Genomic DNA, 13,168 nt, shown 5'->3' with positions numbered 1-13,168 from the left:
CGCCGCCTACTGCCGGCACGGCAGTTGGCCAAGATGAAGCAGACCGTCCCCGTGAGCGCAGAGGTCCAAAAGCTGTGGCCCGGCGGCCGATACGGACTCGGCCTGGTCGAACGCCCCCTGAGCTGCGGAGGAACCTACTGGAGCCATGAGGGAGGGGACGGCGGCTACATCACCCTCAACGGCGTCACCGACGACGGCGGGCGAAGCGCCGTGGTCTCCATGTCCGAGGCACGCGGCGACACCCCGCAGCACATAATGGAGCAGGAGAACGCGGCCAGCGCCCTGATCGACCACGCACTGTGCGCCGGGGGCCGCCCCAGAACCCGGTGAGAGGACGCGTCGTCGCGGTGAGCTCGGCGCGACGCTCGCTGACACCACAGAGGAACGTTGCGCACCACCTCGCCCCTGGCCCCTTTCAAGCTCGCCTCGGAGTTACTAGCGCGAGGGTCCCCCGTCGAACCCGGGGTCGTGGTTCCGGCCTGGCCGATGCGGCCCGCGCTCGGGAAGCCGTGTGATCGCGGCGCTCGCTGCCAACCCGAGGGTGACGCCAACGGCGGCGGCGATGGTCTGCGCCCAGGCGTTGTCGAGGGAGCCGGGCAGGGCGGCGCCGGTGAGCCGGCTGGCGCCCCACAGGGCCGCTACTGCGGCCAGTGCGGCCGGCCAGCGGTGCCGTACTCCTTCGATGATGTCGCCGAAGACATGGAAGAGGAGCAGCAGCTCCACGAGGTAGCTGCCACCGAATTCATCGTCCCAGCCGAGCCCGGTGAGCCCGGTCCCGAAGGCGAGCGCGAACAGCCAGAGCCCTACCAGTCGCCGGACGGTCATGGGTGGCTGTCGGCTCACACCACGCGGGAGCCAGAAGAACCGTGTGATGTGCTGGACGATCGCGTACTTCTGCATGGCTCGCGTCCCGTTCCCCCCGGGGCGGCCGGCTCCTGCCGACGCTCAGTAGTAGGACGCACAGGAGCAGGCCGCGGTTGTGAGGAAGTGTCGCCGCATGGAATCGCCTCAGGGAGCCAGAGGCTTTCGGTCTTCGCCACTGGTGACAGAAGGAATACCGAAGAGGGCATGGAGCAGCAGCCGGGCCGGGCCGGCCCGGCCCGGCCCGTCGACTGTTCCCCGGAGGGCTGACCGAATTACGCGAGACCAGAGCTGCTGGGAAGTACCAGTGCCGAGTCCGTGTGGAGCGTGATGCGCACCGGTGTGAAGGTGGTGGCGTCCACCGTTGACTCACCGGTGCCGGGATTGCGGGCGTAGCGTGGGTGGGCACCTCCGCTGATCTGCCAGCGTATGCGGTGGCCGATGGGGAAGCGGTGGGCGGTGGAGCTCATCGGCACGGTGACCTGCGAGGGCGCCTGTTCGGCCGTCCGGAGTCTGACGAACCCGTCACAGATGTTGACGGAGCGGCCTTGTGAGTCCACGTCGCACAGGCGGGTGAAGACATCGGCGTGTCCGGTGTCCGTGGAGATGCTCAGCCGTGCGGAGACCGGGCCCATGATGTCCATGGGCTCGGTCAGTGGCGGGCCGGTGAATGTCAGGACGTCGTCTCGGGCCTCCAGGGTGGCGTTGTTCCGGGGACCGGCGGTGCGGGAGAGCAGCGGTCCGCCCAGGGAGGGGGTGGGGTCGGCCGGGTCGTAGCGGAACGCCGTCACGGGTGCGGAGTCTGCGGGGACCTGCTGGGTGAGATGCCCGCCGGGGATGGGGTACCACGAGGCGGCAGCCGCGGCTGGCGGCCAGTCGTCGAGGTCCCGCCAGGTGTCCTCGCCGCCGATGTGCACACGTACCGCAGTGGGACGCAGGCCGGAGGGGTCGGCGTACAGGTGGGCGCGCAGCCACGCGAGGCTTTCGGCGAATACCTCGGGCCATCCTTGCTGCAGGGCGGAAGTGTGGGTCCAGGAACCGACGAGCAGGGCGGTCTCACATCCGGACTGGCGCAGCCGGCCGTACTGCTCGAAGGTCTGGTCGGCCAGTGCGTCGTGCCATCCGGTGATCAGAGCGGTGGGCACGCGGAGCCGCTCCGCCGACTCCGCCAACGACGCGCCGCGCCAGTAGGCGTCCTTGGCGTCCGGGTGTGTCATCACGTCGTCCAACCAAGGCAGCTCGCTTCCTAGGGCTGGCAGGTACGCCCCACGCAGAGGCTGCGCGGTGGTGACGTCACGCAGGCGGCGCTGCAGACGCAGCGTCGCCTTGAGGAACGGTGCCATGCCCTGGTGCTGGTAGTTCATGCCCACGCCCACGGCAAGGGCGTTTTCCAGGCGAAGCGCACCGCCTGCGTGGAACAGGGCGTAGGGATCGTGCAGCCCTACTTGCACCACCATTGCCTTCAGTTCTGGCGGTGGGTCCAAAGCGAGGGCCCATTGCACGTAGCCCAGGTAACTGGGGCCGACGGTCCCCAGTGTTCCGTCGAACCAGGGTTGCTCGCGCAGCCAGGACATCGTGGCCCGGCCGTCGGCGGCCTCGTTGCGCCACAGATCGAACATGCCGCCCGAGCCTCCGGTGCCGCGGCAGCTCTGCAGGACCACGTGAAAGCCCTGTTCGGCGAAGAGCAAGCCGTACTGGGGTGACCACGGCAGGCCTCGGCCATAAGGCGAGCGGACCAGGAGAGTGGGGAAGTCGCCCTTGGTGCGCGGAAAGTAATGGTCAGTGATCAACGGGCTGCCGTCGGCGGCCGGCACCAACAGTCCCGGCTCCCATCCGGCCTCATGACGTTTCGCCGGCAGACCTCGCCAGGTCGCCCTCATCATCCGCGAGGAAAGCGGCGGTTTTCCGGCGGGTGGCACCCAGGCTGGTCTGGCTACGGCGTCGGGCGTGCGTGATGGCATCGTTCCCCTCCTCTATTCTCGTACGATGTACGAGAATAGAGGATGCTTGGATGACCTTGGCAAGAGTCGCCTCGACAACCAGGGGAAGGAGTGCGAGGCCGTGTCCGGTGACGGAAAGTCCGGTGCCGAGAGCGTCGATCCCGAACAGCTCTGGCTGCGTCCCACCGAGCCCCGCAGGGGCCGCAGGCCCTCCTTCAGCCGGGAGACGATCACCGCGGCGGCCGTCAGTCTGGCGGACGCGGAAGGACTCGACGCGGTCACCATGCGGCGGGTGGCCGCCGAGGTGGGAGCGGGCGTGATGTCGCTCTACAGCTACGCCCCTGACAAGGAGACGCTGCTGGAACTGATGGTCGACCACGTCAGCGGCGAGCTCACGGTCACGGACCCACCCAGCGGCGACTGGCGTGCCGATCTGAAGACCGTGGCCCGACTGCAGCGCGCCCACATGCTGCGCCACCCTTGGCTGCCCGTCGCCTTGTTCACCCGTCGCGTTCCGGGCCCCAAGACGCTGGCCTTCCTGGAACACGCGCTCGCCGCCCTGCGGCCCACCGGGTTGGACGGTGCGGCGAAGCTGGAGGTATTCGCCCAGATCACCGCATTCGTGGCCGGGCACGTCGCTCATGAGATCGCGCAGGCCGCAGTCTCACGATCACCAGCCCGGGCCGCTGCCGAGGGCCGCTACCTCGCCGCTGTTGCCGCCGACGGCTGCCACCCGGAACTCGCCGAAGCCCTTTCCGCTCCCGGACGTCCCCTCACTCCCGACGCCACCTTCACCCGGTTCCTCAACCGTCTGATCGACGGCCTCGATACTGGCTGATGCCACGCAGCTGTGACTGCCGTCCCGCCCGCGGCACCTCCCAGGAGAACAGACCATCGGCCTCTCCAAGGCCACGGCCGCGACGAAGGCTGCCGCCGGCTCCGTTCTCGGCGGTAGACCGGCTACCTGCCGAGTGGGGCCTGCGTGGGCAGCGCGCGGATCACAGCATGGCGGTCGGCGAGTTGCTGGCGCAGGTGAAGGTTCTCCATCGTGGCCTGGTGCGGGGCGCCCACCAGTGCCTCGACGTCGGCCTTGAGCGGGGCGAACTCCTGTACATCAAGGACGGCGGACGCACTGAACCCGGCCGTCTCCTTCAACGTGACGATGTAGCTGCCGGGGACCGTGCCGGCCGCTCCCGCGTGCAGGATTCCGCCCTGGAGCGCGGGGGCGGGAGCCGCCGCGCCGGTGAGGCCGCGCCTGCTCCGACGACGAGCGCCAGTGTCGTGGCCGCGGCAATCGCTCCGGCGATCCTTCGCCGGGTGGTGCGCACTGCTGCCATGAAGAATTCTCCTCGAACGGTGGCGCGCCAGGGGTTCACCCGCCGGGGGAATGCGGCGTACGGGGTTTCGTCCGCCGCAGTCCGACGATGGCGCCGCCGGTTCGAGCGACGCGAGGACGACCGGCGATATGTCATGAGCGCGCCATATTTGTGATGGAGTGTCAACTCTTTTTGCAGGCATGGCAATATGGCCGTCGCGCGCAGTGCACGAACTGATCCCCGTGGGCCACCCCCCGCCCGGCCGGCCGTTGTCGCTACGATCTTCAGCTCCCGAGCATTGGAGTACCGCCATGAGCGAACGCCCCGTCCACACGGTGGAAGTGCCCCTGGGCGACGGCAGCGACGAGACCGTCCGGGTCCAGATCCGCGAGGTGGACGAGGCTCTCGTCCGCGTGGGGCGGGGCGGCCGTACCGTGGCGCGGGCCGAGCGGACGCTCGGGCAGATGCTGGACACCGTACGGCCCGTGGCGGAGAGCTTCGTGGGCCGGTTCTCGGGCATGGCCCAGGCGCCGGACGAGATCACCCTGGAGTTCGGGGTGTCCCTGTCCGCCGAGGCCGACGTCGTCATCGCCAGCACCGCGACGGCGGCCAATTTCTCCGTGACCCTGACCTGGAACAGGAGCGACAGGCCGGGCGCGGACGCCGATACTGTGGGACAGCAGGGCAGTTGATACGGGTGGGGGCCCAGTGACACGGAGACCGCAGGGCAGGGACGGAGCCGGCCGGCAGGAGAGTCCGGGGGGCTCGCGGGCCCCCGATCCCGCGTACGGCCCCGAGGCCGCCCTCGTCTCCGCCGTCGTTCGCGTCAAGGGGCGGGACGGGGTCATCGCCGGCGCGGGCTTCCTCGTCGCCGACGATCTCGTCCTCACCTGCGCCCATGTGGTCTCCGACGCCCTCGACCGGCCCCGGGAGAAGACCGTGGAGCCCGGGGCCGAGGTCGCCGTCGACCTGCCGCTGGCCGGGGACGCCGGGAGTACCGGGGACACCGGGGACCGGGACGACGGCGGTGACCGTACAGCCGAAGTGCGGCGCTGGATACCCGTCCAGGCCGACCGGACCGGCGACCTGGCCCTCCTGCGGCTGCGGGACCCGATACCCGGCGCCCGGCCGCTGCCCCTGGCCGATCCCCCGCAGGGCGTGTGGCACCACCACGCCCGTGCCGTGGGGTTCACCGAGGACCACCCCGGCGGCATCTGGCACAGCGGGACGTTCCGGGGGCCGACCGGGGAGGGGTGGGTCCAGCTGTCGCGGGGCGACGGCGAGGGTGTGTACGTCAAACGGGGCTTCAGCGGCAGCCCCGTCTGGGACGACGAACTCGGCGCGGCCGTCGGCCTGATGGTGGCCGCCGGGCCCGGACGCGAGGCCCAACAGGCATTCGCCCTGCGGACCCGGACGCTGCTGCGGGAGCTGCCCGAACTCGCTTCCCTGGTCACCCCGCCCACCCCCTTCCGCGGTCTCGCCACCTTCCGGGAAGCCGACGCCGGCGTCTTCTTCGGGCGGGGCCACGACATCGAGAAGGTGGTCACCGCCCTGCACGGCGACCGGCCGCCCGTCACCCTGTACGGGCCCTCCGGCTGCGGCAAGTCCTCGCTGGCGCTGGCCGGGGTGGTGCCGAGGATGCGGGAGGCGGGGTACGCGGTCCTGGTCGTCAACGCCGGGCACATCGCCTCCCTGCGCTCCGCGCTCGCCACCGAGCTGTACCGGCTGGCGCGGGCGCGGGAGCCGGAGGGAGCGGAGAGCGCCGGACACATGGAGGCGCAGCTGGCGGAGGGGGGCCTGGCCGACGCCCTCCACCGTGCACTCGGACCCACGGCAGCCCGGGTCCTCGTCGTCGTCGACCAGGCCGAGTCCCTCCTGGACCGCACCGAGGCCGAGGTCGCGGAGGCCGCCCGGCTGCTCTTCCCGAAGGCGAAGCCCGGGAACGTCCGCGTCCTGCTCACCCTCCGCGCCGACTTCGTGGACGCGGCGCTCAACCACCCCGTCATGGGACCGGCGCTGAAGGACGGGACCACCGTCCCGCTCACCCCGATGTCCGGGGACCAGCTCGCGGACGTGATCAGCGAGCCGGTCAGGCACCTGCCGGCCGTGGCGTACGACCCCGGGCTGGAGCAGCGCATCCTGGACGACGCCGGAGGGGCGCCCGGCATCCTGCCCCTGCTCGGCTTCGTCCTCACCCAGCTGTGGGACCGGCAGTCCGGAGGCCGGCTGCGCCTGACGACGTACGACGAGATCGGCGGGGTCCACGGCGCCCTGGCGCGCCACGCGGAACAGGCGTGGCGGGAGTGCGTACGCCCGGCGGACGAGGCCGACGCGCTGCGACTGCTCACCGGACTCGTCCGGGTGCTGCCCGGCAGCGAGGCCCCGCTGCGCCGGATGCTCACCCGCGAGGAGACGGGTGAGGCGCGCTGGCGAATCGCCCGGGCCCTGGCCGAACGGCGGCTGCTGGTGCTGCGCGGGAAAGAGGGTGAACCGCAGACGGCCGAGCTCGCCCACGAGGCTCTCACCAGCGCCTGGCCGACGCTCGCCGACCAGGTGCGGACCGACAGCGACCTGCTGGCGGCCCGTGCGGAGCTGCGCCACGACCTCGACCGCTGGGAGACGGCGGGGCGCTCCCCAGACCTGCTGCCCGGCCCGATCCATCTGGCCTCTCTGACCGGCCGGTTACACGCCCGGGAGGCTGAACTCTCCCCGGAGGAACGCGCATTCATCGATCTGGCCGCAAGGCGCCACCGTCTCCGGCGGGCCCGGGTGCGGGTCGCCTGGGGCGCCGCGGCGCTCGTCCTCGCGCTCATCGCCGGGCTCGGCACCTTCCTCGTCCAGCAGTCGCGGGTCGGCGCGGAGCGGGAGGCGGAGGGGCGGTCGCGCTCGCTGGCGAGCCTCTCGGAGGATCTGGTGGAGCGGGACCCGGGCGCTGCCGCCCTGGTCGCCATGGCGGCCCACGACCTCTCCCCCACCCAGGAGGCCAGCAACGCGCTGCTGCGCCGCTACGACCACTTCGTGCAGGACCGGTGGGCCCTGACCCTGGGTGAGGCACAGGTGGACCAGGTGGCGACGAGCACGGACGGCCGGGTGGTCCTCGTGACGACCAAGCTGGGAGGGGCGGCGAGCTCGAAGGGGGGTGTGGTGCTCTTCGTCCGGGGCGCCCGCGAGCGGATCGTACGCGCCCGCCTCCCCCTCGCCGAGGACGCCTTCTTCCCGATGGTCAGCCGGGACGGCCGCAGGATCGCCTACCTGTCGACGAAGGACGGCGGGACCCTGGTCTGGCACGACGTGGACCGCTCGGGTACGGACGAGTCGGCGGTGCTGGGCCGGGAACGCAGCATGCGTGGCGCCGAGTTCGGGGATCAGGGGACGGCGCTCTCCCAGCGCCTCGGCCTCGCGGACCTCTCCCCGGACGCCCGCGAGGTGGTCACGTCGACGAACGGGCGCGTGAGGATCCGGGAGCTGGCGACGGAGCGGACGCGGGAGCTGCCCGGCCAGGTGCCCGCGGTGGACGCGGTGTGGTTCGGGCCGGACAAAGACACGCTCGTGGCTCAACCGCGGTCCGGCGCCGGACCGAGCACGGCGCAGAAGCCGTCCCTGGTGGCGATCGGCATCGGGACCGGGGCCGGGAGGCCGCGTGAGCTGGCGGACGGCGTCCGCACGTCGCAGCCCCGTCTCGCCCTGTCCGGCAACGGCGCGGTGCTGGTCGTCTGTCGGGAGGGGCGGCCGGGGAAAGGCGTCACGTACGAAGCCGTCCGGGTCGCGGACGGACGAATGCTGACCCGGTACCGGCCGGGCGGGTTCAGCAGCTCGTGCAGCAGCATCGCGATCGACGGGACCGGGGAGCACTTCGCGGTGAGCAAGCTGCAGACCGCGTGGGCTCTGGTCGGGACGCGCCCCGGAGCCGAGGTGCGGGAGATCGAGGGACCCGGCAGTCGGCTGGAGGAAGACGACCTGTCCCTCGTGGGCGATCCGGCGGACCCCGTCCTGATCGTCCGGGACGAAACCTCGGTGACCGGGCAACCCCTGGACATGGACCCGATCGACGCAGACGGCCCCCCGGTGCTGCTCGGTGGCACGACCTGGAGCGAGGAGGGGGAAATGCTGGTCCGGATGGGCGACCGGGCCGACACCCTGGGCATCGTACGGAGGGACACGGACGGGTCGACGACCGTCCTCAAGGCGGTGAGGCGTCCTCCGAGGGACAATCCGTCGGTCTTCGTCGATATCGCACCCGGCATCGAGGTCGACCGGGAGGGCACGCTGGCGGCCGATCTCATCGGCTGGAACAAGGTCCGGATCTGGGAGCTTCCCTCCCTGCGGACCGTCACCGACATCACCGTCCGCATGCCTCCTCCCGAGGGCGGTCCCGACGGGCCGAAGGAGGGCGTGGGGATCTATCTCGGCCCCCGTGACGAGCTGCTGACCGTCTCCGGCTCCACCATCGAGCACTGGAACGCCCGGGACGGCCGACGCCTGTCGAAACCGCTCGACGTCCGGGACCTGGGGCTCACGGCGACCGACCCACCGGACTTCACTGCCTCCTTCCACCCGGAGCCGGGACACGTACAGCTCTCGGTGCACGGTGACAGGTTCCTCCGCGCGTTCTCTCTGCGCACGGGCCGGGAGAACGGAAGACTGCGCATCGAGCTGGGACCGGAGACGGACTCCGCCGTGCTCGACCGGACCGGGCGCTTCGCCACCGTGCAGACCAAGGGGTCCATGATGGAACTGTGGTCGGTCGGGCGGACGGGGAAGCCGCCACAGAGGGTGCTCGGCCCGATGGGGCCACTGAACCGCTGGAAGTACCGGCACGGTTTCCAGACCGGCAGTTCGGTGTACTTCCTGGCCAACCGGAACTCCATGCGGTTCCAGGACGCGGCGGACCCCGAAAACCGCGGTGAGTCCTACGTATTCGCGGAAGAGCAGACGTTCCTTGCGGTCTCCGGCGACGGCAGGACCCTGCTCCGCACCGACGACGGGAACACCGTGGACATCCTCCACCTCGACCCGGAGCTCTGGAAGAAGGAGCTGTGCGACACCCTCGGCCGCGACCTCTCCGAGGACGAACGCCGGGGTCTGCCGGTCTGGCTGCCGGACCGGATCTGCCCGCCGGACGGCCGCTAAGCACGCGAGGAACGGGCCGGCTCCGCCGGCCACCGGTCAGCGCCCCGGGGAATGTTCCGTACGGGCCCGGTGGAGCGCCTCCGCCGGGCCCAGCCGGGCGCCCCTCTCGTACTCCTCCGAGAACGCATCCTCCCCCGGTGCGGCCCGCGCCGAGGCGGTGACGCGGTCGGCGTCGGCGCGTTCGGCGGGCGGCAGCGGGGCTCCGGCCCGGCGGCGGGCGGCCGCCGGGCCCAGGAGGACGGCCACGCGGGTGGCGGCGGGCCCGTGCCCGGGGAGGACGGCTTCCATCTCTCCGCGAACCAGCGACACACCAGGTCAGCCGCCACCCCGCACACCAACAGGCCCCCTCCGAGCGTCAGGAGACGAGCAAACCAGCCGTCTGCGGGCCGCCAGTAATCGGCATCATCAGCCCCACAAGGCCCTAACGACACTCTCCCACGCATCGTTGCAGGCCGACGCGAGAACGCGTCGAAGCCGAACCGGGCCGATCCTGTGGCCGGTAAGTGCCCTGTCGACCGGGCCGGTCGCCGGGCATCCTGACGACACCGGACGGATATCCACTCAGGAGTAACCTGTGCGAGTTCCTGGAAAAGTGTCACCGGCAAGAATTCTCTTCGCGGCCTGTGCGGCCTTTGCACTCGCCGTCCCCGTCGCCAGTTCCGCCTCCGCCTCGGCCCCGCAGAATCCCGTGGCGGATGCCACCGGACAGTACTGCGCGATCGACCTCACCGCACAGAAGAAGGCCTGCTTCACCTCCGAGCAGGCCCTGACCGACTACAGCTCCACCCTGGCGTCGCTCCCGCTCGTCGCGGTCTACAACTGGATCAACTACAACCAAGCCGGCGGCTACAGCATCTGGTACGGCGATCACGCATGTACGGCCACCACCACGGACGTCGATTATGCGCTCCCCACCCTCGTCGGAGAGACGTACGACCACAACAATCCCAGCGGGATCAGCGAGAACAACACCTACAGCTCGGTCAGCACCTACACCGCACAGTCCTGCGACATCAAGCTGTTCGACGGCACGAACCACAGCGGCTCCTCCTCGCCGTGGATCGACCGCTGCACCCATCTGGGCGGATCAGGAACCGGCAACTGCCCCTCCACCAATTGGTACGACCGAGCAAGCTCGTTCCAGCTCAGCTGACACCATCGTGCCCGCAGGCCAAGGAGTAGCCGAAGGTAGTTGTCAGCCGCCGGTTCCCGCTCGCTGGCCCGCCGCGCGTGAGGACGGCGGGCCGTCCCACGCAGTGAGCTCTTTCAACGTGGTCACTGATCGGGTGACGGGAACGGTCTCCGTGACGCACGAGGCTCCCGTGCCGTTGAGGCCAGAAAGGACGGATTCACCATGCCCGCGGTGGGGCCTCGCCGGCCGGGTCTGGCCGTCCTGGGAAGATCCCGTCAGCGTGTGAGGGCCCTGCGCCCTCAGGCGTCCAAGTTGACATCAGGACATGAGGGGTGGCTACTGCCGTAGCACGAGTAGCCCAGGGCCTGGAATTTATCGGATGAGCCACCGCTGATTCTGGACGTCCAACACTGGGTCTGGCCGGGGCGTACGTAGCCGTTGCCGCCCACCGTATCGCAGGTGTAGGCGGCGACCTTGCTACCGCCCTGGTAGCGGTCGAGCCTGACCTGGCCCCAGTTGTTCGGCTGCATGGCGTCATAGAAGACGACGTAGCCCCAGTAGTATCCGCTGCTCTTACACAGCTGCACAGCGCCGACGGCCGCCCCGTCTCCCAATATGCGCACGTAATTCGTCGAGACCAAGGTTCCTGTCCCGGAGGCGGAGTTGCAGTTGGTCGCGGTGGTCGCGGCATTCACTGTCGCCCCAGTGAGGTTTTCTCAGTGAAATGATCTTCGCCGAGCGGGTTGATCGGTGCATGCCCGGGTGGATCGGGCTGGCCCTGGTCGTGCAGTCGCATGATCGTTTCCTCCGTGAATGTAAGCCAGGAGCGCTTTTACTAGCCAATCTCGGTGCAGGCAGATGCGCTGCAGCGCCCGGCGACGCTACGGTGCATATTCGAACACCGATCGGGAGGTCTGCCCGATTGACTAAGCGGACAAGGAGGGAAATCAGTGAGCAAGATATCTACGATGAAAAGGAACATCTTATCCGGCGCTGCGATCTGCGGGGTCGTGGTAGGTGTCACGTTGAGTGGGGTGAGCACCGCGTCCGCGGCTCCGGCGGGCTACGCGGGTCCGTTCGATGGCCCGTGCAAGGGCAGCCTGGTGAGGACCATCGGGCTTCCAGACAATGTGGGCCAGATCCAGGTCTGGTATGACAGTGCCGGTAGCGGTACATACTGCGCGAAGACCTACGACAATCGGTCGGGCCAGCACAAAATGGAGATTCGTCTGCGCCACTGGAAGTGGGCGACGTCCTGGAATGACACCGGCCTCTACGACACTTATGCCGGAGGAATTTACGTCTCCGAAGCTGATACTCAATGCGCCTACGTCAGTGGGTGGGTAGAGGTCAACGGCACCAGGTACACACGTTCCGAAACCCTGGTCTGCGAAACAAGCTGAGCTTAACTCTGAAGCTCCTATAGATCGTCAAGTCGCGGTGGATGCTGATGGTTCGGTGCTGGATGCGCTGATCAGGTGGCGGTAGACCTCTCGTGGGACGAAGTCCTTGAGGCATCTGAAGATGTCCTTCGTCTTGAGTCCTTCGAGGGTGCGTCGTGCCACGTAATCGCGGGTGCGCGGGTCGTGACGCATGCGGACCAACACGATGGTGTGCAGTGCCCGGTTGGCCTGGCGGTCTCCGCCGCGGTTGAGTCGGTGGGTCGGTGCGACCGGAGGAAGCTGGCACGGGGGCGGCGGCGCACAGGTGGGCGAAAGAAACTTCTGAGGCGAGCCGGTCAGGGTTGTCGCCAGCGGTGACCAGCAGTTGCCCTGCGGTCTCGGTCCCGACACCCGGAAACGTGAGCAGGTCAGGTGCGGTGCGAGTGATCAGGACGCGCAGGTCGGCGTCCGCGTCCGCTATCTCCTCGCTCAAGTGCCGATATCGCTTGGCCAGACGCTTGAGGGCGACTTTGACGGCTGTAGCCGGCTCTGCCAGATCGGTGCCCGGACGGACGGCGGTCAGCTGCCGAACCAGCTCGGTGGTGGTCAGCGAGCGCAATGCTTCGCGTACCGCGGTGGGTGGGATGGGCCGGTCAAGTCCAAGTTGACTTGAATGACACTCTCGACGTGGTTCACCGGATGAGACGCTGGCCATGCGGTATCGGTTGATGTGAGAAGGGCCTGCCCGGTGGGGTCGACCAGATCAAGGTCCGAGTGTGCATGACGCTCACAGCCGGAGAGATTGCCTGTGGCGACGGCCGTCGTCGGCATGGTGAGGAACTGACGCCGCTTCCGCGGCTCTGAAGGGGTACACGTGGCGACACGACGTATGAATGGCAATCTGAGCGCGGTCTCGGCGCTGGTGACGGTCTTGGTGCTGGCCGCGGCCCCGTCGGCCTTGGCCTCTACCGAAGCCGGGCCCAGTGCGGCGTCGTGGGCCAATGATCCGTTCGATGTGTGCTCAAAGGACTGCGTACTCGGTGGCGCCTGGGGCACAGTGATCTGGGGAAACCGGACGGCGACCGTGCAGGGTGGAGTCGCGGACTGGACCACCGTCGGCACCACTGTTCATTTCGAAGCCTTCGCTGGCAGTACCAAGATCGATACCGAGAGCAGGGGTGTCGTCAATAGCTCCGCGTACGGGGAGAAGCCCTATAACTTCGTCATCGGTAACCCCGATCTGCCCGGCGGTATCGACCGGGTCCGGATCACCGTGTGCACTCCTAGCCCCACCAACTGCGGCCAGCAGTTCAACGCGGTGAGGAATTGAAGTTTTCTCAGCGAAACTGCGCCTCGGGGGGCCGGTCGTAGACAGACGTGAAACCCCTGGTAGGACGGTTCTCACCA

The 13,168-nt window shown here is 69.2% G+C and carries 12 protein-coding genes and 2 pseudogenes; 7 read left to right on the top strand and 7 right to left on the bottom strand.

Going from position 1 to position 13,168, the window contains the following annotated elements:
- Positions 1-51 precede the first annotated feature (51 nt).
- A complete protein-coding gene (locus tag ABD374_RS00555) occupies positions 52-330 on the top strand; it encodes a hypothetical protein (RefSeq protein ID WP_344488844.1) in 279 nt (92 codons plus the stop codon).
- Positions 331-435: 105 nt separating this feature from the next.
- Here ABD374_RS00555 and ABD374_RS00550 read toward each other — a convergent pair whose 3' ends face one another.
- Positions 436-900, bottom strand: a complete 465-nt coding sequence (locus ABD374_RS00550) for a hypothetical protein (protein ID WP_344488841.1) — start codon at positions 898-900, stop codon at positions 436-438.
- A gap of 236 nt (positions 901-1,136) precedes the next feature.
- Complete coding sequence (locus ABD374_RS00545) at positions 1,137-2,741, bottom strand: CocE/NonD family hydrolase (protein ID WP_344488941.1); 1,605 nt, start codon at positions 2,739-2,741, stop codon at positions 1,137-1,139.
- A 181-nt stretch (positions 2,742-2,922) separates the two neighbouring features.
- Here ABD374_RS00545 and ABD374_RS00540 point away from each other — a divergent pair, with 181 nt between their 5' ends.
- A complete protein-coding gene (locus ABD374_RS00540; RefSeq protein WP_344488838.1) occupies positions 2,923-3,639 on the top strand; it encodes a TetR/AcrR family transcriptional regulator in 717 nt (238 codons plus the stop codon).
- A gap of 284 nt (positions 3,640-3,923) precedes the next feature.
- Here the strand turns inward: ABD374_RS00540 and ABD374_RS34485 are convergent.
- A pseudogene (locus ABD374_RS34485) lies at positions 3,924-4,138 on the bottom strand (S8 family peptidase); the annotation flags it as partial.
- 290 nt (positions 4,139-4,428) lie between these two features.
- Between ABD374_RS34485 and ABD374_RS00530 the strand changes: the two are divergent.
- The gene (locus tag ABD374_RS00530; RefSeq protein ID WP_344488832.1) at positions 4,429-4,809 is read left to right on the top strand and encodes a CU044_2847 family protein; all 381 of its coding nucleotides are present in this window, start codon (positions 4,429-4,431) and stop codon (positions 4,807-4,809) included.
- A gap of 16 nt (positions 4,810-4,825) precedes the next feature.
- The gene (locus ABD374_RS00525; protein WP_344488829.1) at positions 4,826-9,247 is read left to right on the top strand and encodes an nSTAND1 domain-containing NTPase; all 4,422 of its coding nucleotides are present in this window, start codon (positions 4,826-4,828) and stop codon (positions 9,245-9,247) included.
- Positions 9,248-9,283: 36 nt separating this feature from the next.
- On the opposite strand, the gene ABD374_RS00520 is transcribed toward ABD374_RS00525, so the two are convergent.
- Positions 9,284-9,535: a hypothetical protein gene (locus ABD374_RS00520; protein ID WP_425577082.1), complete on the bottom strand. Its 252-nt coding sequence runs from the start codon at positions 9,533-9,535 to the stop codon at positions 9,284-9,286.
- Between the two features lie 400 nt (positions 9,536-9,935).
- On the opposite strand from ABD374_RS00520, the gene ABD374_RS00515 reads away from it, so the two are divergent.
- Entirely contained in the window at positions 9,936-10,400 is a 465-nt protein-coding gene (locus tag ABD374_RS00515; protein WP_344488826.1) for a hypothetical protein, read from the top strand.
- 278 nt (positions 10,401-10,678) lie between these two features.
- Here ABD374_RS00515 and ABD374_RS00510 read toward each other — a convergent pair whose 3' ends face one another.
- Positions 10,679-11,074 carry a hypothetical protein gene (locus ABD374_RS00510; RefSeq protein WP_344488823.1) on the bottom strand — a complete coding sequence of 132 codons (396 nt, stop codon included), beginning with the start codon at positions 11,072-11,074 and terminating at the stop codon, positions 10,679-10,681.
- Between the two features lie 255 nt (positions 11,075-11,329).
- Between ABD374_RS00510 and ABD374_RS00505 the strand changes: the two genes are divergently transcribed.
- Positions 11,330-11,782, top strand: a complete 453-nt coding sequence (locus tag ABD374_RS00505) for a hypothetical protein (protein ID WP_344488820.1) — start codon at positions 11,330-11,332, stop codon at positions 11,780-11,782.
- 27 nt (positions 11,783-11,809) lie between these two features.
- Here the strand turns inward: ABD374_RS00505 and ABD374_RS00500 are convergent, their stop codons facing one another.
- Positions 11,810-11,974 carry a hypothetical protein gene (locus tag ABD374_RS00500; protein WP_344488949.1) on the bottom strand — a complete coding sequence of 55 codons (165 nt, stop codon included), beginning with the start codon at positions 11,972-11,974 and terminating at the stop codon, positions 11,810-11,812.
- A gap of 27 nt (positions 11,975-12,001) precedes the next feature.
- Positions 12,002-12,476, bottom strand: a pseudogene (locus ABD374_RS00495) (transposase); the annotation flags it as partial.
- Between the two features lie 159 nt (positions 12,477-12,635).
- On the opposite strand from ABD374_RS00495, the gene ABD374_RS00490 reads away from it, so the two are divergent.
- Complete coding sequence (locus ABD374_RS00490) at positions 12,636-13,091, top strand: hypothetical protein (protein WP_344488817.1); 456 nt, start codon at positions 12,636-12,638, stop codon at positions 13,089-13,091.
- The last annotated feature ends 77 nt before the right edge of the window (positions 13,092-13,168 follow it).

Source organism: Streptomyces enissocaesilis (assembly GCF_039533765.1).
Classification (GTDB): Bacteria; Actinomycetota; Actinomycetes; order Streptomycetales; family Streptomycetaceae; genus Streptomyces; species Streptomyces enissocaesilis.
This window is presented reverse-complemented; position numbering and strand designations above follow the sequence as displayed.

Coding starts and splice junctions, on each gene's coding strand:
- ABD374_RS00550 (WP_344488841.1), bottom strand. CDS start 900: ATGCAGAAGTACGCGATCGTCCAGCACATCACACGGTTCTTCTGGCTC.
- ABD374_RS00545 (WP_344488941.1), bottom strand. CDS start 2,741: ATGAGGGCGACCTGGCGAGGTCTGCCGGCGAAACGTCATGAGGCCGGA.
- ABD374_RS00530 (WP_344488832.1), top strand. CDS start 4,429: ATGAGCGAACGCCCCGTCCACACGGTGGAAGTGCCCCTGGGCGACGGC.
- ABD374_RS00520 (WP_425577082.1), bottom strand. CDS start 9,535: ATGGAAGCCGTCCTCCCCGGGCACGGGCCCGCCGCCACCCGCGTGGCC.
- ABD374_RS00500 (WP_344488949.1), bottom strand. CDS start 11,974: ATGCGTCACGACCCGCGCACCCGCGATTACGTGGCACGACGCACCCTC.